24 protein-coding genes and 1 pseudogene are annotated in these 23,005 nt (G+C 38.5%); 17 read left to right on the top strand and 8 right to left on the bottom strand.

Annotated features, from left to right (window positions below; genetic code table 11):
* Nucleotides 1–189 precede the first annotated feature (189 nt).
* Genes LJY09_RS24975 through moaA form a run of 3 tightly spaced genes read left to right on the top strand, consistent with a single transcriptional unit; the run spans nt 190 to nt 2,408 of the window.
* On the top strand, nt 190–534 hold the full coding sequence (locus LJY09_RS24975) for a Na-translocating system protein MpsC family protein (protein WP_013059689.1): 345 nt from the start codon (nt 190–192) through the stop codon (nt 532–534).
* Nucleotides 535–549: 15 nt separating this feature from the next.
* Nucleotides 550–1,347 (top strand): formate dehydrogenase accessory sulfurtransferase FdhD, encoded by a 798-nt coding sequence (fdhD, locus tag LJY09_RS24970; protein WP_033580428.1) that lies wholly within the window; start codon nt 550–552, stop codon nt 1,345–1,347.
* A 44-nt stretch (nt 1,348–1,391) separates the two neighbouring features.
* A complete protein-coding gene (gene moaA, locus LJY09_RS24965; protein WP_028412063.1) occupies nt 1,392–2,408 on the top strand; it encodes a GTP 3',8-cyclase MoaA in 1,017 nt (338 codons plus the stop codon).
* Nucleotides 2,409–2,421: 13 nt separating this feature from the next.
* Here moaA and mobA read toward each other — a convergent pair whose 3' ends face one another.
* Nucleotides 2,422–2,991 carry a molybdenum cofactor guanylyltransferase gene (mobA, locus tag LJY09_RS24960; protein WP_028412064.1) on the bottom strand — a complete coding sequence of 190 codons (570 nt, stop codon included), beginning with the start codon at nt 2,989–2,991 and terminating at the stop codon, nt 2,422–2,424.
* A 161-nt stretch (nt 2,992–3,152) separates the two neighbouring features.
* Between mobA and LJY09_RS24955 the strand changes: the two genes are divergently transcribed.
* Genes LJY09_RS24955 through moaD form a run of 5 tightly spaced genes read left to right on the top strand, consistent with a single transcriptional unit; the run spans nt 3,153 to nt 6,663 of the window.
* Nucleotides 3,153–4,169 carry a molybdopterin-synthase adenylyltransferase MoeB gene (locus tag LJY09_RS24955; protein WP_028412065.1) on the top strand — a complete coding sequence of 339 codons (1,017 nt, stop codon included), beginning with the start codon at nt 3,153–3,155 and terminating at the stop codon, nt 4,167–4,169.
* A 16-nt stretch (nt 4,170–4,185) separates the two neighbouring features.
* A complete protein-coding gene (gene glp / locus LJY09_RS24950) occupies nt 4,186–5,451 on the top strand; it encodes a molybdopterin molybdotransferase MoeA (RefSeq protein ID WP_228307450.1) in 1,266 nt (421 codons plus the stop codon).
* The gene (gene mobB / locus LJY09_RS24945) at nt 5,439–5,966 is read left to right on the top strand and encodes a molybdopterin-guanine dinucleotide biosynthesis protein B (protein WP_028412067.1); all 528 of its coding nucleotides are present in this window, start codon (nt 5,439–5,441) and stop codon (nt 5,964–5,966) included. Before glp ends, mobB begins: the two co-directional genes overlap by 13 nt.
* On the top strand, nt 5,963–6,427 hold the full coding sequence (locus LJY09_RS24940) for a molybdenum cofactor biosynthesis protein MoaE (protein ID WP_025752620.1): 465 nt from the start codon (nt 5,963–5,965) through the stop codon (nt 6,425–6,427). The genes mobB and LJY09_RS24940 overlap by 4 nt, the downstream gene beginning before the upstream one ends.
* A gap of 2 nt (nt 6,428–6,429) precedes the next feature.
* Nucleotides 6,430–6,663 (top strand): molybdopterin converting factor subunit 1, encoded by a 234-nt coding sequence (gene moaD, locus LJY09_RS24935; protein ID WP_028412068.1) that lies wholly within the window; start codon nt 6,430–6,432, stop codon nt 6,661–6,663.
* Nucleotides 6,664–6,695: 32 nt separating this feature from the next.
* On the opposite strand, the gene LJY09_RS24930 is transcribed toward moaD, so the two are convergent.
* From LJY09_RS24930 to LJY09_RS24920, 3 genes are all read right to left on the bottom strand, one after another.
* On the bottom strand, nt 6,696–7,337 hold the full coding sequence (locus LJY09_RS24930; protein ID WP_013059680.1) for a nitroreductase family protein: 642 nt from the start codon (nt 7,335–7,337) through the stop codon (nt 6,696–6,698).
* Nucleotides 7,338–7,364: 27 nt separating this feature from the next.
* Complete coding sequence (locus LJY09_RS24925; RefSeq protein ID WP_016765850.1) at nt 7,365–7,802, bottom strand: MarR family winged helix-turn-helix transcriptional regulator; 438 nt, start codon at nt 7,800–7,802, stop codon at nt 7,365–7,367.
* 389 nt (nt 7,803–8,191) lie between these two features.
* A complete protein-coding gene (locus LJY09_RS24920) occupies nt 8,192–8,818 on the bottom strand; it encodes an undecaprenyl-diphosphatase (protein ID WP_098627034.1) in 627 nt (208 codons plus the stop codon).
* A 162-nt stretch (nt 8,819–8,980) separates the two neighbouring features.
* Here LJY09_RS24920 and LJY09_RS24915 point away from each other — a divergent pair, with 162 nt between their 5' ends.
* From LJY09_RS24915 to LJY09_RS24905, 3 genes are all read left to right on the top strand, one after another.
* Nucleotides 8,981–10,108, top strand: coding sequence for an MGDG synthase family glycosyltransferase (locus tag LJY09_RS24915; RefSeq protein ID WP_098627033.1), 1,128 nt, complete (start codon nt 8,981–8,983; stop codon nt 10,106–10,108).
* Between the two features lie 158 nt (nt 10,109–10,266).
* The gene (locus tag LJY09_RS24910) at nt 10,267–10,992 is read left to right on the top strand and encodes a response regulator transcription factor (RefSeq protein WP_025752630.1); all 726 of its coding nucleotides are present in this window, start codon (nt 10,267–10,269) and stop codon (nt 10,990–10,992) included.
* Complete coding sequence (locus LJY09_RS24905; protein WP_033580431.1) at nt 10,970–12,325, top strand: sensor histidine kinase; 1,356 nt, start codon at nt 10,970–10,972, stop codon at nt 12,323–12,325. Before LJY09_RS24910 ends, LJY09_RS24905 begins: the two co-directional genes overlap by 23 nt.
* A 30-nt stretch (nt 12,326–12,355) precedes the next feature.
* On the opposite strand, the gene LJY09_RS24900 is transcribed toward LJY09_RS24905, so the two are convergent.
* Nucleotides 12,356–13,069, bottom strand: a complete 714-nt coding sequence (locus tag LJY09_RS24900) for an FTR1 family protein (protein WP_028412072.1) — start codon at nt 13,067–13,069, stop codon at nt 12,356–12,358.
* A gap of 216 nt (nt 13,070–13,285) precedes the next feature.
* On the opposite strand from LJY09_RS24900, the gene LJY09_RS24895 reads away from it, so the two are divergent.
* The 4 genes and pseudogenes from LJY09_RS24895 to LJY09_RS24885 all read left to right on the top strand — a co-directional run bounded on the left by LJY09_RS24895 (nt 13,286) and on the right by LJY09_RS24885 (nt 15,803).
* Complete coding sequence (locus LJY09_RS24895) at nt 13,286–13,912, top strand: FMN-dependent NADH-azoreductase (protein ID WP_028412073.1); 627 nt, start codon at nt 13,286–13,288, stop codon at nt 13,910–13,912.
* Nucleotides 13,913–14,037: 125 nt separating this feature from the next.
* Nucleotides 14,038–14,217: pseudogene (locus LJY09_RS27805) on the top strand (hypothetical protein).
* A gap of 124 nt (nt 14,218–14,341) precedes the next feature.
* Nucleotides 14,342–15,235, top strand: coding sequence for a LysR family transcriptional regulator (locus LJY09_RS24890; protein ID WP_014457861.1), 894 nt, complete (start codon nt 14,342–14,344; stop codon nt 15,233–15,235).
* Nucleotides 15,236–15,371: 136 nt separating this feature from the next.
* Nucleotides 15,372–15,803, top strand: coding sequence for a carboxymuconolactone decarboxylase family protein (locus LJY09_RS24885; RefSeq protein ID WP_014457862.1), 432 nt, complete (start codon nt 15,372–15,374; stop codon nt 15,801–15,803).
* 38 nt (nt 15,804–15,841) lie between these two features.
* Here LJY09_RS24885 and LJY09_RS24880 read toward each other — a convergent pair whose 3' ends face one another.
* Nucleotides 15,842–17,044: an MFS transporter gene (locus LJY09_RS24880; RefSeq protein WP_028412074.1), complete on the bottom strand. Its 1,203-nt coding sequence runs from the start codon at nt 17,042–17,044 to the stop codon at nt 15,842–15,844.
* Between the two features lie 129 nt (nt 17,045–17,173).
* Nucleotides 17,174–17,968 carry an SDR family oxidoreductase gene (locus LJY09_RS24875; protein WP_028412075.1) on the bottom strand — a complete coding sequence of 265 codons (795 nt, stop codon included), beginning with the start codon at nt 17,966–17,968 and terminating at the stop codon, nt 17,174–17,176.
* A gap of 170 nt (nt 17,969–18,138) precedes the next feature.
* Between LJY09_RS24875 and LJY09_RS24870 the strand changes: the two genes are divergently transcribed.
* The gene (locus tag LJY09_RS24870) at nt 18,139–18,723 is read left to right on the top strand and encodes a DUF502 domain-containing protein (protein ID WP_028412076.1); all 585 of its coding nucleotides are present in this window, start codon (nt 18,139–18,141) and stop codon (nt 18,721–18,723) included.
* 21 nt (nt 18,724–18,744) lie between these two features.
* On the opposite strand, the gene LJY09_RS24865 is transcribed toward LJY09_RS24870, so the two are convergent.
* Nucleotides 18,745–19,617, bottom strand: a complete 873-nt coding sequence (locus LJY09_RS24865) for a TetR/AcrR family transcriptional regulator (RefSeq protein ID WP_028412077.1) — start codon at nt 19,615–19,617, stop codon at nt 18,745–18,747.
* A 268-nt stretch (nt 19,618–19,885) separates the two neighbouring features.
* Between LJY09_RS24865 and LJY09_RS24860 the strand changes: the two genes are divergently transcribed.
* Nucleotides 19,886–22,996, top strand: coding sequence for an efflux RND transporter permease subunit (locus LJY09_RS24860; protein WP_028412078.1), 3,111 nt, complete (start codon nt 19,886–19,888; stop codon nt 22,994–22,996).
* Nucleotides 22,997–23,005: the final 9 nt, after the last annotated feature.

Genomic DNA, 23,005 nt, shown 5'->3' with positions numbered 1-23,005 from the left:
TTCCATCTCGGTTATTTATAATTATATCGCTACGTTTTTAAATGCACAACTTTTTTAAATACCCAACTCTCTTCAAAAGTTTTGCTGCAAAGATTTTAGGCTTTTATTTTTTGAAGTGTTGATTTATGATAAAAAAACTGTAGGAATAAAATGCACAATTTAATTTTAATCGGTGGGAGAGCGTTGATTATGTCAAAAACAATTCATGAATTTAATGATATTATTCGGAAGCTTCGAAAAGATTTATTTGGAAAAGGACCGGAAAGAATACATACGGTTTTTGTTGAAAATATGGCTGTCTCAACACTGTATGGAAATTTAACTCCGACAGAAACATTTATTGCAAGCACTTCTGAAGGGTGTGACATGGTTCATTTAGCTCGAACAAAAATGATTCAAGATGTATATGCATCGAATCCGCCGGAAGGGCTAGAAGAATTGGTAGGAGCAAAGCTGGTTAATTTATTTTCAGATATGAAAATAAAAGAAAATATAGCGGTTTCCGTATTTGTTTTTGATAAAAACATTATTTAAAAAAGGAGACATCACATGAATTCGACCGTTAAGAAGCGTACAGTTCTTAGATTTAAAAATGGTGAAATGGAAAGCGTGGAAGATAAAATTGTAACGGAGTTTCCTGTGACTGTGAAAATTAATGAAGAAGAGTTTGTCACGATGGTATGTAGCCCTCAATACATTGAAGATATGGTAATTGGCTATTTAGCATCTGAAGGGGTTATTCGAGAATACAAAGACATTAAAAACATATGGGTTCAAGAAAAAGAAGGGTATGTTCATGTTACAATAGATAAATTAAACCCGTATTTTCAAAACCTTCAAAATAAACGATATATCACGTCTTGCTGCGGGGCGAGCAGGCAAGGGTTTGTCTTTATAAATGATGCGCTGACTGCTAAAAAAATGAATGATATATCGGTAGAACTTTCAATTAAGGATTGTTTTCAACTCATGAATAAGCTGCAGCAATCTGCTGCTACGTTTCAAGAAACGGGTGGCGTTCATAACGCTGCCATTTGTGATAAAAATGGTTTCATGCTTAGCAGAATGGACATTGGCAGGCATAATGCTCTAGATAAACTATATGGGTATTGCTTAAAACACCATATTTCAATTAGGGATAAAGTAGTCGTTTTCAGCGGCCGTATTTCTTCAGAAATTTTGTTGAAAGTAGCGAAGATCGGGTGTGAAGTGGTTCTTTCAAAATCCGCTCCGACTGAACTTGCTTTAAATCTAGCAGAAGAATTGAGAATTACAACGGTAGGGTTTATCCGAAGTGATTCGTTGAATATTTATACATGCCCGGAAAGAATTTTAAGAGAAAGTTAATCTGCTGTGGAGAAGCTGACAGCTAGAGAGGAGAGATGAGGCAGATGTCATACACTATAGTTGATACGTTAAAGCGCCCTTTACGAGACTTGCGTTTGTCCGTAACAGATCGCTGTAACTTTCGCTGTCGATATTGTATGCCTGAAGAAATTTTTGGGGCAGACTATCCATTTTTACCTGCCGAAAATATTCTTTCGTTTGATGAATTAGAGAGACTCACGAGATTATTCGCATCGCTAGGAGTAAAAAAAGTGCGTATAACGGGAGGAGAGCCACTGCTAAGAAAAGGCTTGCCAGATCTAATCAATCGTCTGAAGCAAATTGAGGGTATAGATGATATTGCCATAACAACAAATGGCTCACTGTTAAAGAAGCATGCAGAAGCCTTATCAAAAGCGGGATTATCAAGAGTAACCGTCAGCTTAGACTCGCTTGATGAAGTGAGATTTCAAGAGCTGAACGGAAATCGAGGAAGCGTCAAACGAGTGTTAGAAGGAATAGAGGCAGCAGCTCTTGCGGGGATTTCAGTCAAAATAAACATGGTTGTCCAAAAAGGCAAGAACGAGCAGGATATCCTTCCGATGGCCCAATATTTTAAAGGCAAAAAACATACGCTGCGCTTTATTGAATACATGGATGTTGGAAATTCAAACGGATGGAAAATGGATGAGGTTATAACAAAGAAACAAATTCTTGATATAGTTGGACAAGAAATGCCTCTTGAAGAAATTCCGCCTCATTACACGGGAGAAGTAGCTACCAGGTATCGGTATGTTGGGACAGAAGAGGAAATTGGTATCATTTCATCCGTGACAGATTCATTCTGTTCGACTTGTTCACGCGCAAGAGTATCGGCTGAAGGAAAGCTCTATACCTGCTTGTTTGCGTCAAAAGGGTACGACCTCCGGAAACTGATACGATCACAAGCATCTGATCATACTGTTTGTGACACCATTTCTGATATCTGGAATCATCGGAAAGATCGTTACTCAGATGAGCGGGCTAACGGAAGACAGGTCCAAGGCGCTGAGAAAGTGGAAATGTCTCATATTGGTGGATAATTCAAAAAAAGCCTTATAAATGCCAATCACTGCGATGATTCACATTTATAAAAGTAGGATCTTCTGCTGAAAAAGGCACGCGAAGGACGTTTGCCTGATTCAACAATCCTGTGAGCCTTCTTTCACCTTGTGTAACGAGTTGGTCAATAAGAGGAAGCGTTCTACGGTGATAGAGGGCTAGAAGCGGGTGCATGTGATTTGGCTGAACAGGAAGAACAATATCAGCTGAGTTCGCCTGAGTTAGGGTAATCATATTATGAACAAACTCAGCATTAACAAAAGGAATGTCACACGAAAGAATAAAGAACCATTCAGCACGGCAATCAATTGCAGTTAAAGCATGATGAATTGCATACAAAGGTCCTTGATACGGGCATTTTTCAACTGCAAATGAAACATCTTTTCTTTGAAAATAAGGAAGTAAATCTTGGTTGGTAGACACAAGTATAGGTGTGACGTGATTTTCTTTTAATGCATCTATACTATATTCGTAAAATGATTTCTTGTTATAGGTTTCAAACATTTTTGGTTGACCGTAGCGAGAAGATTTTCCTCCTGCTAATACAATGCCGGCAATGGACATTTATTAAATACCTCCATCAAAATATAGTTGTATATTTATGCACATAAGCGTCCGTAAAGCAGCTTAGCTTTATGTGTATAATAGCATGTTTTTAAAGAAATATCTTTGACGAAGGAATAGATAGTGAAGTCATAGATTGAACGAGAAAGGGAGAGAAAAGAGTGACAGAACGTTATTCACGTCAGCAGCTTTTCCAGCCCATTGGAAACAAAGGGCAGCAGCAAATTAGAAGTAAGCATGTTTTAGTTGTAGGCGCAGGGGCTCTAGGCAGCGCTAGTGCAGAAGCTCTCGTGCGTGCTGGAATTGGAAAATTGACTCTTGTAGATCGTGATTATGTAGAATGGAGTAATCTGCAGCGTCAGCAGCTTTATACAGAACAAGATGCGCAAAACAAACTGCCTAAAGCTGTAGCAGCCAAAAATCGTTTGCGTCAAATAAACACAGAAGTGAAAATCGAAGCGCTGGTGATGGATGCTCAGCCTGCTAATTTAGAAAGTATCGTCCAAACAGCTGATTTGATTATCGATGCGACAGACAATTTCGACATTCGCTTTATTTTAAATGATTTGTCACATAAGTATGAAGTTCCTTGGATCTACGGCTCATGTGTAGGGAGTTATGGCACCACTTATACCGTTATCCCAAACGTAACCCCTTGTCTGCACTGCATATTGAAAAAAGTGCCTGTGGGAGGAGCGACGTGTGAGACAGCAGGAATTATCAGTCCAGCCGTTCAAATTGTGGCAGCCTATCAAATAACCGAAGCATTAAAAATTTTAGTGGGAGACGTTGAAGCTTTGCGACACACATTTCTAACTTTTGACGTCTGGAATAATCAGCACGCTGAATTTAAGACGGGTAAAATGAAAAGTTATGAATGTTCTTCTTGCGGATCGGCACGCACATATCCGTACTTAGCGTATGAAAATCAGCTTAAAACAGAAGTTCTTTGCGGCAGAGAGACGGTTCAGATCAGACCCTCGCAGCAGCATTTACACAACTTTGATGAATTGGAAAAGCGTTTAAAAAACCAAGGGAAAGTAGACCGCAACCCATATCTTCTGTCATGTCAGCTTCCAGAGCAGCGCTTTGTTATTTTTCAAGATGGCCGTGTATTTATTCATGGAACGAATGATATTCAATTTGCGAGAAGTTTATATTATCGTTTATTAGGATGAGTAAAGGAGTGAAAAAATGAGAGAAAAGCGAACTCCTATCCCTGTCGGAGAATGCGTTGGGCGAGTGATGCAGTATGTCAAAAGCGGAAAGCAAGAAATCATTGCGCTTGAAGAAGCTCACGGCAGATTTTTAGCAGAAGATTTAATGGCAGATCATGATGTTCCTGCTTTTAATCGTTCTCCATATGATGGTTTTGCTATTCGGTCACAAGATACGAAAAAAGCATCATCACTTCATCCAGTAGAACTGGATGTTCGAGGAGAGATAGGAGCGGGTTCTGTTTTTGAACATACAGTCAACGCGATGCAGGCTGTGCGTATTATGACAGGAGCTCCTATTCCAAAAGGCTGCGATGCGGTGGCAATGCTTGAAGTAACAAAAGAATATACAAAAGACAACCAGCCCGTCGTTCAAATCAAGCGGTCGTTTAACAGCGGAGATAACATTTCGTTTCAAGGAGAAGAAATAAAAAAAGGCACCATGTTAGTTTCAAAAGGAACGTATATCACTCCGGGAGTAGCTGCTCTTCTAGCCACATTTGGTTATAGTAACGTAGCTGTCTTCAAAAAGCCTGTAGTTGGATTACTTGCAACGGGAAGTGAACTAGTGGAAGTACGTGATCCTGTTCAGCGAGGGAAAATTCGTAATAGCAATGCTCATATGCTTCGTGCCCAAATTGAAAAAGCTGGAGGAGAAGTAAACTATTTTGGTATTATGCCCGATGATTTAAGTCAGTGCTACAGCGCGGTAAAATCTGCGCTATCAGAAGTGGACATGCTGATTACAACGGGGGGCGTTTCAGTAGGAGATTATGATTATCTACCAGAGGTGTATAAGCAATTACAGGCCGAAGTTCTTTTTAATAAAATAGCGATGAGACCAGGCAGTGTCACAACAGTTGCACGTATGGAAGACAAGCTTTTATTTGGTCTATCGGGAAACCCTACGGCCTGCTACGTTGGTTTTGAACTGCTAGCTCGTCCGGTCATCAGTACATATGCGGGGAAAAGAACCCCTCACCTCTGGAAAGAAAAAGCTTTGTTAGGAAAAGACTTCTTAAAGCCAAATCCTTTTATGCGATTTGTATCTGGCAGGCTTTCATACAGGGAAGGACAGCTGATTGCTTCTCCATTAAGCTTTACAAAATCTAGTGCTGTTTCTTCTTTAGCTCATGCGGATACGTTAATTATATTTCCCGGAGGGACGAGAGGGTACAAAGAAGGAATGCTGGTTGACGTCTTATTGCTAGATGACGTGCAGGGAAGTGAATGGCCTTGGTAGCAAGTTGCACCGTTTTACAAGTAGTTGGATTTCAAAACAGCGGAAAAACGACTTTAGTGGAAAAGCTAATTAAAAAAGCGAAACAATTCGATCTACGTGTAGGTTCTATTAAGCACCATGGACACGGCGGACCTCCAGATAGCAGCAGTGAGCTAAAAGACAGTCATCGCCACCAGCAAGCAGGTGCCGATGTGGCAGGTGTAGAAGGAGGTGGGATCCTTCAGCTTACGGCAAACAGTAAAGACTGGAGCCTAAAAAAGCTGATTGATTTTTATCAATTTCTCTCGCCAGATGTCATTTTTGTTGAAGGATATAAAAAAGAATCCTATCCAAAAGCAGTCTTGATTCGAAGTGAAGAAGATCTTGTTCTGCTTTCCTCTCTAACCAATATCATATGCGTGATTAGTCACATTCCGCTTAAAAACGAAGTGCAGCGAGCATATCCAATGTTTCACTTACAAGAAGACGAGCTTTATCTTAATTTTTTATTGAAAGAAGTGGGGGAAAGAAGATGAACCAGCACTTATTTGAAGTAGTAAATCAGCCAATTGCGGTAGATGAAATAATTAAAAAAGTTTCTAGAAGAGACGCGGGAGCTATTACGACATTTATTGGAACGGTAAGAGAATTTACAAAAGGCAAAAAGACGCTCTCTCTTGAATATCAAGCCTATGTGCCAATGGCAGTGAAAATGCTCAGCCAAATTGGTGACGAAATTCAGGAAAAGTGGCCGGATGCTTTGACAGCTATTACTCATCGAATCGGAAAGCTTGATATAACAGAAGTCGCAGTAGTTATTGCGGTTTCTTCTCCGCATCGCAAAACAGCTTATGAAGCAAATGAGTATGCTATTGAACGTATTAAGCAAATTGTGCCAATTTGGAAAAAGGAATTTTGGGAAGATGGAACAAAATGGATTGGCGATCAGTTAGAAACAAAAGAATATCCTGAAGGAAAGCCATTGAAGGAGATGTAAAAATGATTAACGTCTTATTTTTCGCTGCTATACGTGAAGAGGCTGGAGTGGAACAAGTAACAGTTGATAAGCAAGATATAACAGTGAAGGAATTAAAGGAATATGTACAAAAAACATATAAGCTGTCCTCTCTGAATCAAACGATGACAGCAGTCAACGAAGAGTTTGTAACAGATGAAGAAATCATTGGAACGGGAGATACCGTTGCATTTATTCCACCCGTTAGTGGAGGATAAAAAAAGGTGCTGAATACACAGCACCTTTTTTATTATCTAAATTGAGCTACTTTTTCAATTGGTAAACGTACAGAAGGGTAACCGCTATTTGCTGCTTTGCCGATTGAAAGTAACATAACCGGTGCATAGCGTTCTTTGTCTAAACCGAATGCTTCGGCAATTTGATCTTTTTCATAACCGCCAATAGCATTCGTATCATAACCGTGAGCACGTGCAGCAAGCATTAACTGCATAGATACTAAACCGCCGTCAATTAATACCGTTTCTTTATTTAATTCTTCAGAAGCAGCTGCGTAGTGCGCTTTGATTTTTGGAATTTGCATATCTCTAATTTCTTGTGGCATATAGCCTAGTTCAACAGCTTTATCGTAAATTTCATCTAAATTTTCTTCGCTTTTTAAATCGCCGAATATCGCAATAACAGCTGCCGATGTTTCTACTTGTGATTGATTAAATTTAGCAAGCGGAGCTAGTGTTGCTTTTCCTTCAGGGCTATCAATTACTAGAAAGCGCCAAGGCTGTGCATTAACAGAAGATGGAGCTAGCGTCGCTTCTGTTAAAATTTCTTTCATTTCTTCACGGCTGATTTTGACAGATGGATCGTAATAACGAATAGATCTGCGCCCTGTAATAATATCTTGGAAATCATTGTTTAGTGTTTTTGTTTGTGTCATGATGAACTCTCCTTTATGTTAAAAATGTTATGACCGTTCAATGGCCGAAATGTTTACTTTTAAACGCTCAAGCATTTTGGAAAGCAGCAGCTGTTCTTCTTCGCTGAAATCTTTAAATGCTTCATCAATAAAGCGAGCTTTTTCGTTTCGAAATGCACCGATTTTTTCATGTCCGCTTTTCGTAAGCTTTACAAATGTTACGCGGTTGTCATCAGGATTTTTACGGCGTGATACAACATCTCTTTCTTCTAGCTGCTTTAAATGCCTTGTAATTGCAGCATTATCAATGTTTACTTGCTGTTGAAGCGCCTTTTGACTCATTTCACCTGTTTCATAAAGCTGATGTAAAATATCAAGACGTGATTGGCTAACACCGGTACAATGCTCAAACTTTTGATTAATTTGTTTATTAACTTCTTGCAGAGCATACAGAACATTTGCTTTTTTAGAACATGAATGTGACAAGAAAGTCGCTCCCTTTTTTCTATGATATTTATTGATGGATTAATATTTGATACATCAATGTTTGATACATCAACTAATATAAAATAAATAAAAGTGAAAGTCAAGAAAGTGAACAATCTTTTTTTATAAATAATAAAAAGAGATTGAGATATAACGAAATCAATGCAATCTAAAGACGAACAAATCGGATAAATGAGCCTGTATGGACCGCTTGTGACACGGCAGTTGATTTCCGTGCAAGACTTCGCTTTGCCCTCCAATCAACTGCCAGAAGGAACGAAACAGATAAAATCTACGTTCATCGTAACCAAAAAAACGAACCACTGATCAAACGGTTTGATTAGTGGTTCGTTTTTCACTTCAACTATACTATTTTTGTCTCAGCGTCTTTAAGCTGAATGATTTTTTTTACTAATTTGTTCATGCGTGTAAGGAGACAGAAACGGAATACGCTTGATAATCACATCGTGAATCCAGAATAATCGCTGGATAAGAGGCGCTGTTTTATCTGAAAGATAGATAACAAAGCAGCTGATAGCTCCCGCAATTACCATGCCTCCAAGTACATCTGCTGGATAGTGGACACCTACGTAAATGCGTGAAAGGCCCGAGATGACAGCCCATATAAAAATGACGCTTCTCCATTTGTTTTTTCGTAACCACATGATCCAAGCGGCAGAAAAGACTAAAATCGAATGATCACTCACAAAAGATGAATTAGCCGGGTGCGGAATCAGCTTATGAACGTGATGAGTCACAAACGGACGCGGGTGGTAATACACCAGGTGAATGACTTCATTGATACATAGAGAAAGGACAATTGTAAACAACATGTATAAAGCCGTATAACGGTGATAAATTGTTCTTTCTGTTTTTCCGCTAAACCAAAGCAAAAGCAAACAGGCCATTATAAAATAAGGAACGCTATTCGTAATGATAACCATGACAGAATCCATTGCGCTGGATTTACCAGCAAACGAGTTAATCCATTGAAATACTTCGTAATTGAGGTTCATTTGTTTTCTCCTTATGCAGTACTTTTCACTCTTAGTTTAGATTGACACTCTAAAAAAACGATGAATTTCACATTAAAAATCAATTAAAATCCGAAATTCAAGGACATTTAATGATATAAAAAGGAGAGGAAGAAACTGCTTTTAGAATAGGAGATGAAACAGTTGAAAAAGGTTTTATTTTTACCTCTTCTAAAAATGCCTTCTGGCCATCATCAAGTGGCAGAGGCGTTAATGGATATATTGGAAAGAAGGACAACAAATATTTGTTATAAAAAAATAGATTTATTAAGCTATACAAACGAACTATTAGAAAAAGTGGTTACAGGCACATATTTGAAATGGATTCGTTATGCTCCAGAAACATACAATATGGCATACAAACATCTCTTTTATGAACCGCCTGTTCATTCATTCAAATGGTATCATCACGTATTCGCAAAAAAAATGGAGCACTTAGTTAAAGAAGAAAATCCGGATTTAATTATATGCACACATGGATTTCCTTCTTATTTGCTCAGCCAATTAAAAGCAAAAGGCAAGTGCAATGTTCCTATTATAAATGTCTACACGGATTTCTTTATTAATAATTTATGGGGAAAAGAAGAGATTGACTTTCACTTTCTTCCTAGTGAAGAAGTAAAAAGAGGGCTTCGTGCTCAAAGTGAAATTCCACTTCAAAATATGATGGTCACAGGGATACCGGTACATGAAGAAATAACAAAAACAAGAACTGTTAAGCATCATGGTAACCGAAATATTTTAATTGCCGGAGGCAGCAGCGGTCTAGGCAATATTATGGATTTTTACAATGATTTAAAAGACGCGCGCCATTTTCATTACTTTGTCTTATGTGGCAAAAATCAAAAGTTATATGAAGAAATCAAAGGGTGGGAACTACAACACGTTACACCAATTCCGTACATTTCATCACGCACAAAAATGAATGAACTGTATGAGCGAGTGGATGCTATTGTAACAAAGCCAGGTGGTATCACGGTCAGTGAAGCTCTTCGTAAGAGTTTACCAATTTTTGTTCACTCCGCTTTACCAGGTCAAGAAGAAGTGAATTTACGCTATTTAACAGAACGAAACTTAGTTAAAGAACTAAAGGCGGATCAATCGTTAGAAAGTCAGCTGCAGACAGTGCTGCAGGATGCTGATAAAATGAGCACATTGTATAACGCGATTGCTGCTTACCATAAAGAAATCGAAGCACAAACGCCTGAAGAACTTTTAGCAGTAGTCAATTGGATTCTAGGTGAAAAGCAAACGATTGGTCTTCATGCGTAAAACATTCATGTTTACAAACAATAAGGATAAGCTAAAGAACAAGTATGTTGAAAAAGTAGGGTTTAGATAAAAAAACAAACATCTTTTGAAAAAGGTGTTGTTTTTTTATCTAAAGAAGCTATTCTTTCACTTAAGACATGTGGTGAGAGGTGCATAATATGAAAGAGAAAATTTTAATTGTGGAAGATGAAGCGCAAATTGCGAAAGTGCTAAAGATTGAATTGGAATTTGAAGATTATGAAGTAGATGTTGAGTACGACGGGAAAGCGGGTTTAGAGACGGCAATATCCGCTCAATATGACCTCATTTTGCTCGACGTGATGCTTCCAAGTCTGAGCGGTATTGAGGTGTTAAGAAGACTTCGGAAAGCAGAAGTGTTTACGCCAGTTATTTTATTAACTGCCCGAAATACGACGTTAGATAAGGTAATGGGGTTAGACCAAGGGGCTAATGATTATGTTACAAAACCGTTTGAAATTGAAGAGCTGTTAGCACGAGTTCGCTCTTGTATTCGCTATCGTTCGCTCGTAGAAGCATCAGGAACGAAAGAAGCTGAAGCAGAGCTCTTAACGATTAGTGATTTGACCATTAATCTTGAAACAAGGGAAGTCCTAAGAAACAATGAATCCATTACGTTGACACCGAAAGAGTATGATTTAGTCGTGTATTTGCTTACGAATAAAAATAAAATTGTCACGAGAGAAGGGATTCTCACAAACGTTTGGGGCTATGAATATGAAGGAGAAACAAACGTAATTGATGTGTATATTCGCCACTTAAGAAAAAAAGTAGATGAAGGTTTTTCTACTTCTCTCATTCATACGGTGCGGGGCGTAGGATATATGATGAAAGAGGAGAAACATGAAGATCACGACGAAGATTAATTTGCTGACAACAGCATGGCTAGTGGTTATTTTATTAATCATGAACATCGTTGTTTTTTTCTCCTTCACTAAATCTACGGTGAATATGGAACAGGACATTTTATTCGAAAAAGCACGCGAGATTATTCAAAAAGGTCAGCAAGATCATTCCGTGGAGCTTTCGCCGGAGTTACTAAAATTTTATTTGACCAACCATTCATTTATCCGAACAGTCTCAGAAAATTCTACGGTCATTAATCAAGTATCAAATGATCCTCATCTGGTGAAAATTAAGCCCGAGTTTTCAAAGAAAAAAAAGGTGAAGCTTCGCAAAATCAGAGAAAAGCAAGTATTGGTTATTCGCATGCCTGTCAAAGTCAATAATCAAGTCGTTGAAACGCTTGAGATTGGCGAGCTCTTGACTGGTTTTGAAACCCGCAAAGATATTTTGCTATCAATTTTGATTTTTTGTTCGCTTGTGTCCATTTTACTGTCGCTTTTAGGAGGAAGATGGTTATCACGCGTCATTATGCATCCTATTAAAAATATGGTCACAACGATGAAAGAGATTGAAGAGAGCGGTGTTCCTAAAAAAGTTCTCATTCAAACGGAGACGAGAGATGAACTGCAGGGTATGACCGTTACGTTTAATCATATGATTGACCGCTTGCGAGAAAATATTGAAAAGCAAAATCAGTTTGTTTCTGATGCTTCTCACGAATTAAAAACCCCTCTAACCGTTATTCGCAGTTATTCTAATTTATTAAGAAGAAGAGGGATTAAAAATGAAGAAATTACGCTGGATGCGATCGACACCATCTATGCGGAAGCAACCAAAATGCAAAAAATGATTGAAACGCTGCTTGATCTGGCAAGTGTGGAAAAAGAACAAACGCTTGATATGAAGCAAACAGATCTTGTTCTTATTTTTGAACAAATCGTTAAGCAGCTGCAACAGGTATACAAAAGAGAATTAGTTCTTCATTATGATCAAACGCCCATTATGATTCAAGTGGATGAACTGAAAATGAAGCAAGTGCTGATTATTTTGCTTGATAATGCAATTAAATACAGTACGAATAAAATTGAAGTGACCGTGGAAAAAAAGCAGGAAGATGTCATTATCAAAGTGAAAGACTATGGAATTGGTATTCCAAAAGAAGATCTTGCACATATTTTTGAACGTTTCTACCGAGTGGATAAAGCTAGAAGCAGAGCTACGGGAGGAACGGGGCTTGGACTATCGATTGCACAAACTATTGTCCGTCAGCATAAAGGCGAGATTTTTATTAAAAGTGAAGAAGAACAAGGGACGGAAGTTGTGATTCATCTTCCCGTTTCATCTATAAACTAAAAAAGCCGCCATTAGGGGGCTTTTTTATGATCATGATGCTGATTTTTGTTTTCTTACTCTTAATTTTTTTAACTCCGTTTGGAAGAATAGATACAGTGATGCAACTGTAAATACACTAAATCCAATTATCTCAAGGGGTTCTCCACCAGCTTCAAATAGCTTAACCAAACCTTCACCGCATAACTCTCCCCCAATAAAAATAAGGAAAATACCAAGCGCTTTAAAAATAATCCAAAGGTTCAGCTTAATAGCTGTTTTGAACAAAATGTATGTAATAACGACGGCCAGCAAAATGCCACTTATACTGCCGAATACAATAGAAGAGGCGTGTTGATTCACTTGTGTCAGATTAAAAATGATTAGTTCTGTTCCTTCACGAAAGACAGATAAAAAGGCTAAAACGATTAATCCCCACTTGGAAGAGCTTTTGGAAATTTTTGATGTAACTGAAGATGTCACTTCTTTGCTTCGGTGCAACCACAGAATAAAATAAGCAATAAGGCCTGCAGCTAAAAGCATCATGACTCCTTCAAAAATTTCTTCTGACTCTTCTTCTAACTCTTTCGCCTCATTAAAACCAATAAAGCCAAATACTAAGCTGAAAATAAGGCCAGCAGCAGCGCCAATAAAGACGGAATATTTTAAGTCTTTTCGGCCGATTTTTGTAACATGAGCTAAAATAATTCCAATGATAAGCGATGCTTCTAAACCTTCACGAAGCGACAAAGCCAAACTTGACCACATAAAAAGCTCCCCTTACGTTAAATGATAAATAATAATTTCTCTCTAATTTTAATGATAATGATTATCGTTGTCAATGTGATTTTTGGCTCTTTAAAAATTCTTACTTATATAAGATTTCTCCGACTAAAGTATGAAAGTATTTCATTATAAAGTCGTGCGAAACGCAAGGACAAAGCGAATAAAATAAGAGTATCAACAATCAGTGGAGGTTTTAGTATGAGTTATACTCTTTTTATAAAAGCAAATGACAGATCGGCAAGTGAAGCGGTCAGCGTAAAATTATATGATGCGTTTTTAGAAAGCTATCAACAATCGCACCAAGGTGAAGAAATAATGGAGATAAATTTGTTCAAAGAAGAACTTCCTTATTTAGGTGCTGACATGATAAACGGTCAGTTTAAATTAGCAAGAGGGCTAGAAGTGACGGCAGCGGAAAACAAAGCAGCAGAAATTGCTAATCGTTACCTAGACCAATTTGTGAAAGCTGATAAAATTGTCATTGCCTTTCCTCTTTGGAATTTTACTGTGCCGGCCGTGCTTCATACGTACTTTGATTATTTAAATCAAGCAGGCAAAACGTTTAAGTATACGCCAGAAGGTCCTGTGGGATTACTGGGCGATAAAAAGGTGATGTTATTAAACGCGCGTGGCGGAGTATATTCAGAAGGTCCAGCAGCTGAGGTCGAAATGGCCGTTAAATATGTTAGCAGCGTACTTCAATTCTTTGGAATCACGGACGTGAACTCCGTTATTATTGAAGGACATAATCAGTTTCCGGATCGTGCTCAAGAAATTATTGAAAGTGGCTTAGAACAAGCAGCACAAGCAGCCAAAATATTTTAAATAACCGTAGTAAAAAAGGACAGGACAAAAGTATTTTAGGTGAAGGTATATCCGAACGATAAATCGTTCGGATTTTTTGATGTTATGGTAAGCGTAGGTTTCGTGCATGTAGTAGCTTTTAGGTGTTGATTGGAGGGCAAGGCGAAGACTCCTGCGGGAAAAGCGGAACAGGTGAGACCCCGCAGGAGCGCAAGTGACGAGGAGGCTCAGCGCCCGCCCGCGGAAAGCGAAGCCTTGCACGGAAATCAACAGCCGTGTCACAAGCGGTCCATACTAGCGCCTTTATCCCATTTGTCCTTATTTAGAGTAAATTGATTTATTATGTGTCCATCTTTTCTTTATATTTTTTATCTGTATATCTTAAAAAATAATAGGTAAAATGAATAAATAAGATAAAATATATTCGCTTTATCTATAGGAGGAGCAGAGATGGATATTCGTCAGCTTAATTATTTTTTAGAAGTCGCTAAATTAAGGAGCTTTACTAAAGCATCTCAAAGTCTCCATATTTCACAGCCGACCTTGAGCAAAATGGTGAAAAACTTAGAAGAAGAATTGGAAGTAGAATTAATTGATCGGTCCGCAAGACAGATTGATTTAACGGATGCCGGGGAAGTTGTGTATGCGCAAGGACAAAAAGTTATGGCATCCATTGATGAGCTATCGACTTATCTATATGATGTGATGAATCTGAAAAAAGGCATGATTAAAATTGGAATTCCTCCATTGATTGGAGTCCTGTTCTTTCCAAAGATTATTAAAGGGTTTCAGCAGCTCTATCCAGATATCACAATTAAACTTATTGAATACGGAGCCAATCGTGTTCAAAAAGCAGTAGAAAAAGGAGAGTTAGACCTAGGTGTAGCGGTGCTTCCAGTAAATGAACATCTTTTTGACATTAATCCTTTTATCTCAGAAAAAATGCTTTTATATGTTCACCACTCTCACCCTTTAGCCTCTAAAACTCATGTGGAAATTAATGAACTAGCCCAAGAGAAATTTATTTTGTTTAATGAAGATTTTACGCTTCACGACCGGCTTATTCAGGCGTGTCAACAAGCAGGATTTGAACCTAATGTAGCTTACGAGAGCTCTCAATGGGATTTTATCGGTGAAATGATCGCGGAAAACTTAGGTGTATCTATCTTTCCACAATCCATTGCAGCAAAAGTGGATTCTGCTATCGTAAAAGCAGTTCCTATTACTAATCCTTCAATTTCATGGGATTTAGGATTGATTTTAAAAAAAGATAAATATATTTCATATGCCTCTAAACAATTCCTCCACTATATGAATGAACAGCATTCTGTTTTATATAGATAAAATGCATATGTTGTATTGAATATATGTATTTTACGAAAGAAAGAATGTGCGCTAAAGTAGATAGTGTAGAAAACATACACGAAAACAAACATTGATTCCGCGCGGTGTCAGTAAAAAATACGGAGGTTGATTTTACATGGCACAAAATAGTTATCAAAAAGGTTTAGATAAATTAATGGAATATACGTTAACGAGTAACGATGATATTTCGACTCATTTAAAAATTACGGAAGACTTAAAAGACCTAGCTCCTGACGTTGGGAAATATATTATTGAATTTGCCTATGGAGACATTTATTCACGACCAGGTTTAACGAATAAGCAGCGAGCATTAGTAACCATTTCATCACTGGTTACTCAGGGTACAGAGCCTCAGCTTGAGCTGCATTTAAACACAGGTTTAACAGCTGGACTAGAGCCGAATGAAATTGTGGAAAGCATCATTCAATTAATTCCATACACAGGTTTCCCTCGCGTGTTAAATGCTTTAAGCGTAGCTAAGAAAGTATTCGCTCAGCGTGACGTGGAAGTAGAGACAGGCGAAAAAGAGCTAGTAGAAAATAAATAATAAGCACAAAAAAGACGCTCTAAAAGAGCGTCTTTTTTTTATGCGAGCTGCTTTTGTTTGGTTTCTTTTCCTAGAAAAACAACCGAACCAACACCGATTAAAATAGCTGCACAGAAGATTGAGAACGTAACGGTTAAAGAAACACCTTGAGTTGACATATACCCAACTAACAGCGGTCCTAGAATTCCTCCAATTCGTCCAAAAGAAGCGGCCATTCCAGCTCCTGTGCCTCGAATAGATGTCGGATATTGCTCAGGTGTATACGCGTACAAAGCTCCCCAAGCGCCTAAGTTGAAGAAAGACAACAACATTCCTGCTGTTAGCAGCAGCCAAAGTGACTCCGCATTTCCGAAGATATATGCGCTGGCAGCCGTACCTAACAGATATGTGACCAATACGAATTTTCGGCCCATGCGTTCAATAAACCAAGCAGCCGTATAATAGCCAGGCAGCTGAGCTAATGTCATAATCAATACGTATTCAAAGCTTTTGATTAAGCTAAATCCTTTAATGACCATGACGCTAGGTAGCCATAAAAACATGCCGTAATATGAAAATACAACGCAAAACCACAGAACCCACAGCATAACGGTAGATTGACGATAAGGCTTAGACCACACGCTTCTTACATTGTCCGCAATAGACGGTTTCTTTTCCTTTGTCGCCTCTAAAAATTGAGGAGAATCTGGCAGTTTGATGCGCAAATAAATGGCATAAAATGCTGGTATAGCCGTTAGGATAAGAGCTAGTTGCCACCCGTAAGCTGGAATTACAAAGTAAGAAATAAGCGCTGCCAGTAGCCAGCCGAACGCCCAAAAACTTTCTAACAAGACGACCACTTTACCGCGTTTTTCCGGCGCCACGGTCTCAGACACAAGGGTAGAAGCAACAGGCAGCTCTCCTCCTAAACCCATTCCAATTAAAAATCGAAATACTAAAAAAGCAGCAAGGGTAGTAGTAAGAGCCGAAAGTCCGCTTGCCACTGAAAAAAGAACAAGAGTCACAATAAAAACGGTTTTTCGCCCAATTCGATCAGCCAGCAGCCCGAACACGAGAGCTCCAACGGCCATCCCGATCGAGTTAACGCTGCCTATCCAACTCATTTCAGTAGGGGAAAGTCCCCATTCAGCGTGAAGAGCTGCAATGATAAAAGACAAAATGCCAACATCCATTGCATCGAAGAGCCATCCTAGCCCTGCGATGCCAAGAAGCTGACGTTCTGATAATTGTTTTGTTTTCATGTCTTCCTCCTAGAAGCAAAGAATTTTGCTTTAAGTTTACACCTGTCTTGACATAATGTCACGTCTATTTTAAAGAAAAAATGCAAACGGAAAAGCTCTATACCTTAAGGTATAGAGCTAATTGTATTCTCACATTTTATCGTAAAGCATTTTTCCAGGCCATGTATACGCCATATGACCGCCATCTACCGTAATGCAGTCACCCGTTACATATGAGCTGTCATCGGATGCTAAAAATAATACGGCACCGGCTACTTCTTCTGGTTTGCCTAAACGGCCCATGGGATCGACCCATTCATATGCTTTTCTGAATTTTTTTCCTTCTTCAGCGCCTGATAAATCATCAAGAAGAGGCGTTTCAATTGTTCCAGGAGCAATTGAGTTAACGCGAATACCTTCACGAGCGTAGTCAATTGCCATGGTTCTTGTTAAGTTGGTAATAGCACCTTTCGCCGCGTTATAGCCAGAACGGTCTAAGTCTGCTGCCAGTCCGGATACGGATGAATTATTAATAATCGACCCGCCATTTTCTAACATCAGCGGAATAACATATTTGCTTACAAGAAATGTTCCGCGTAAATCTACCGACATTAAGCGATCCCAAAGTTCTACAGGATATTCGTGAAGCTTGCCGCCTTCTGTGTCTGTCCCCGCATTATTAAAAAGAATATCCACTTTTCCAAATTTCTTTTCAATTTCCGCTGTGAACTCTTTTACTTTTTCTTCTTCAGCTACATCGATATAGTAGGCGTATGCTTCACCGCCAGCGTCTTTAATTTCTTTTGCTACTTTTTTTACCCCGTCCAAATTAATATCGGCACAAATAACAACCGCTCCTTCTTTCGCAAAGCGCTCAGCAGTTGCTTTTCCTATACCAGAGCTTGACCCTGTAATAACAGCAATTTTTGATTCTAAACGTCCCAATTGTATCCCTCCGAAAAAATAAATATATAAGTATGTATGTTCATGTACCCATCTATTATTTTGATAAAACGTCGCTAGTTTATACGTATGTGAATAGAAATAAAAAGACGCAGCAAAACAAATCCATTGTATAATGAACAGCAGTATGTCAGGAAAAATGAGGTGTTTGCATGAAAGCAATCATAAAAAGTTTTATTAATGGACTCTTAACGATTGTCCCTATTATCCTTGTTATTTATATTTTGGTAAGAGTATTTAATTTTTTAGACAGCATTTTAGGGAACGTATTGAAGCCCTATATGAAGCAGGATTATATACCTGGTATTGGAATCTTAGCAACGCTTGTCTTAATTACGTTCTTAGGGTGGTTATCTACCCGTTTTTTCGCTGGGAAAATTATTAACTTAATTGATCGATTGTTAGAAAAAATACCGCTTGTTAAAACGCTATATAGTGTCATTAAAGATACATTTCAATCTTTTCTTGGAGAGAAAAAGTCTTTTTCAAAAGTAGCTTTAGTGCCAATGCCCGGCACGTCAATGAAAGTCATAGGGTTTGTGACCTCTGAAGAAGTAGAAGAGGTGATTCATTCGTTAAAAGACCATGTCGCTGTCTATGTTCCACAAACTTTTCAAGTAGCCGGTTTTACTTTTTTGATTCCAAAAGAAGAAATTGAATGGTTAGATATTAAGCCGGAAGAAGCAATGAAGTTCGTGTTATCTGGGGGAGTATCTAGTTCAAAAGCAGAAAAATAACAGAAAGCTTGAAGCCTTCTGTTATTTTTGTTGGAGTAAAGCTGTTAAAAGATTAAGCGGTTCTTCCAACGGTTTAAGTTCCGTTAAATTTCCAACCATGCCTTTTACAATAGCAGCGGTAGGCTTATCTTTTTTTAGCTCCGTTTGTAAAATGTGAAAGCTGTCTGCGTGTTCATCAGAAATATGATCGCTGGTGTCTAGCAGATGTTTAATTTCCTCAAGAGCTTGTTTTACCTGCTCATTTTTACTTAGAAAAGTCGTTCGTTCCTTTCCGTATATATCTTCACCAAAAGAAGCGGGAATAAGGGGACGAGGTTTTCTAGCTAATAAATCTTCTACTAATACGTCAACTCGTTCCATTATGTACTGCGCGACTTCTTTAAAGGTAAGCTCGTATTGATTGAAGATAATAATTTCTAAAAAGGAATGATGAATACCTTCAATCATTTTCGTTAAATCGGAGATATAAGGAGTTACGTCTTCTCCGTATACGCTAACGAGGCTTTTGCGATGAAAGTAAAACGTTTCTCGCTGCATTTTATGAACAAAGGTCTCCACTTCTTTGTTAAATGGAATCGATTTTTCACGGATTTGCATGATAATAAAATCTCTGTGCTCTGTAATAAATTCATAGAAATAGATGAGCTGATTCATATAGCGGCTACGGGCATCGTTTACTTCCTCGTCGAGAGCATAAACAGAGCTAAAGAGCTTTTCATAGTAAAAGTTTAGAATTGATAATAAAAGTGCATCCTTAGATTTGAAGTGCAGGTAAAATGCACCTTTTGAAATGTTGCATTCATCTACAATTTCTTGCACAGAGGTAGCATTAAATCCTTTTTTTGCAAAAAGCTTAATCGAAGCTTCAATTATTCTTTTTTCTTTTTCTTTCAAGTATTCTACCTCCTTTATTAAACAATTTGACCATTCATTTCGTTAGATAATAGTATCATACACTAAAAAAGATAAAGGTATATATCAAAGTTAAGAACGGGAGTCAGTTCCTCTAAAAAAGATTTATCGTAAATATGTCTTTATTATGAACATATTAGGAGAGAGACTGCTTAGGGTTGACACTGACCGGTTAGTCATTTATATTTTAAGTTGTTGTGACCAATCAGTCAATTTTATTAGTATACATATATTTGAAGGAGGATATGCATTGGGGAAGTTTATTAAATTTTCATTGAAAAATAAATTTGCAGTATGGCTGTTAACACTCTTTGTCATTATTGCAGGGCTGTATTCAGGATTTAATATGAAGCTAGAGACTATTCCTGATATATCAACGCCTGTTGTAACAGTCAGTGCAACTTATCCGGGCGCCACTCCGGAACAAGTGGCAGACAAGGTGAGTAAGCCAATTGAACAAAAGCTTCAGGGACTGAGCGGCGTTGACACAGTTAGCTCGTCTTCTTATGAAAATATGGCTACCATTCAAGTTGAATATGGCTTTAGTAAAAATATGGAGAAGGCAGAAGACGAAGTCAGACGAGCTCTTTCAAACGTGGATCTGCCAGATGATGTAGAGGAACCAAATGTTTCAAGACAAAGCATCAGTGATTTTCCGATTATTTCATTAAGTGTTTCAGATGATAAAAAATCATTAGAAGACTTAACGAAGTATGTAAAAAATACCGTTGTTCCACAAGTTGAAAAAGTGCAAGGCATTTCTTCGGTCAGCGTTTCAGGAGAACAAGTTGAAGAAGCAGAACTTGTATTCAAACAAGACAAGCTCAAGCAGCTGGGACTCGATGAAGATACGGTGAAAAAGCTGATCCAAGCATCCGATGCAAAAGTGCCGGCTGGTACGTATACGATGGATGGATCTCAAAAATCTGTTGTGGTAGACGGAAAGATGACAACAGAAAAAGATTTGGAAAACTTAGAGATTCCAGCTGTGCCTAGTCAAGGAGCTGCTCAAGGTCAGCAACAAGGAATGAGCCAGCAGCAAACACAAGGAGCCGTGCAGCAGGCGCCGTCCGCAGCTTCGATTCCAACTGTGAAATTAAAAGAAATTGCGGATGTTAAAGTGACGGGGAAAGCAGAATCCATTTCTCGCACGAACGGAAAACCTTCAATTGCTGTACAAGTTGTCAAAGCGAAGGATGCGAACACAGTAAATGTTGTAAATGATATTAAAGAAAAAATGAATAGCCTAGAAAAGAAAAATAAAGACCTTCACGTTGACAATATTTTTGATCAAGGTAAACCGATTGAAGATTCTGTTCATACGATGCTAAATAAAGCTATTATCGGTGCGGTCTTTGCGGTTATTATTATTCTTTTATTTTTACGTGATATTCGTTCAACGATTATTGCCGTTATTTCAATTCCGCTTTCGCTATTAATCGCCATTTTGGCGCTCAAATCAATGGATATCTCTTTAAATATTATGACGCTTGGAGCGATGACTGTAGCCATCGGAAGGGTTGTAGATGATTCCATTGTCGTTATTGAAAATATTTACCGCCGCATGGCTTATCAGGAAGAAAAGCTTACAGGAAAAGATTTAATTGTCGCGGCGACGAAAGAAATGTTTGTTCCAATTTTTTCTTCTACAGTCGTAACCGTGGCCGTATTCTTACCGTTAGGTCTCGTAGAAGGACCGGTAGGAGAGCTATTCTTACCGTTTGCGTTAACGGTTGTTTTTGCACTGTTAGCATCACTGCTAGTAGCGGTAACACTCGTGCCAATGCTTGCTCATTCGTTATTTAAAACAAATGTAAAAGTCAAAGAAGAAAAGCCAAGCAAACTAGCGCACGGATATAAGCGAATTTTGAACTGGACGCTAAACCATAAGCTTATTTCCTTTGGGTTAGCCGTACTACTGTTAGTAGGAAGTTTATTTTTAGTTCCTTCTATTGGGGTTAGCTTTTTATCATCCGATCAAGAAAAAACGCTGACGCTTACGTATACACCGAAAGCCGGACAGTCTCAAAGCGACGTGGAAAAAGCAGCGAATCGCGCAGAAGCGTACTTGATGAAGCGAGATGGTGTCAAAACGGTTCAGTATTCGTTCGGTGAAGGTAACTCTTTTAATCCGGGAAGCAAAAATAACGTTTTAACATTTGTGCAATATGACGAGGATACACAAAACTTTGATAAAGAGCAGGATAAAGTATTAAAAGCTCTTAATAAACAAGCGAATCAAGGTGAATGGGGCTCCATGAATACGGCGTCTAGCGGCAGCAATAATTCATTAAACGTCCTTATTTACGGAGATAGCTTAGACGAAATCAAACCTTATGCTGACAAAGTTCAGCGCGTTTTAGAAAAGCATAAAGAACTGAAAAATGTCGATTCTACGCTTTCAGATACGTTTGATGAATATACGCTAGTACCGAACCAAAAGAAAGCCGCTGAACTCGGCTTGTCTGCTAGTCAAATCGGAATGCAAATTTCCAACCTTGGACAGCGTGAAGTATTAACAACTATCCAAAAAGACGGAAACGAAATTAACGTATACCTTCCAAAAGAAAAAGAGGATTTCTCTACTTTTGCCGAACTTTCAAGCACAAAAGTGACCTCTCAAACTGGACAGGAAGTTACATTAAATGAAGTTGTCGATATTAAAAAAGGTAAAACGTCGAATACGGTAACGCGCCGTGATAATAAAATTTATGCAGAGGTAAGTGCCGATATTAAGAGTGACGATGTAGGCGGCGTTTCTTCTAACGTTCAAAAAGAAGTGAAGAAAATTGATTTGCCAAGTGATATGGACATTAACTTTGGCGGAGCATCAGAGCAAATTAATGACTCATTTAGTCAATTAGGAATTGCCATGCTCGCAGCCATTGGTATCGTGTACTTCGTACTTGTACTGACATTTGGTGGAGGTTTAGCGCCATTTGCTATCTTATTCTCACTTCCATTTACACTCATTGGTGCGCTAGTGGCACTTTTAATCTCTGGGGAAACGATTAGTATTTCTTCGATGATTGGAGCTCTTATGTTGATTGGAATTGTGGTAACCAATGCGATTGTTCTGATTGACCGCGTGATTCATAAAGAGCAAGAGGGTCTTTCAACGCGTGAAGCTTTACTAGAAGCTGGAATGACACGTCTTCGCCCGATCTTAATGACAGCTATTGCAACGATTGGTGCACTGCTTCCATTAGCTTTTGGATTTGAAGGTGGAGGCCTTATCTCAAAAGGGCTAGGGGTTACCGTGATTGGAGGACTAACAAGTTCTACGCTGCTTACGCTCATTATCGTTCCAATTGTCTATGAGTTTTTTATGAAGTTTAAGCGCAAAAAAGTAAAAGAGTAGAAGCAAGAC

Source organism: Priestia sp. J2, from assembly GCF_020790095.1.
In the GTDB taxonomy this organism is placed as follows: domain Bacteria; phylum Bacillota; class Bacilli; order Bacillales; family Bacillaceae_H; genus Priestia; species Priestia zanthoxyli.
The sequence above is the reverse complement of the archived record's forward strand: the minus strand, read 5'-3'. Positions and strand labels throughout refer to the sequence as shown.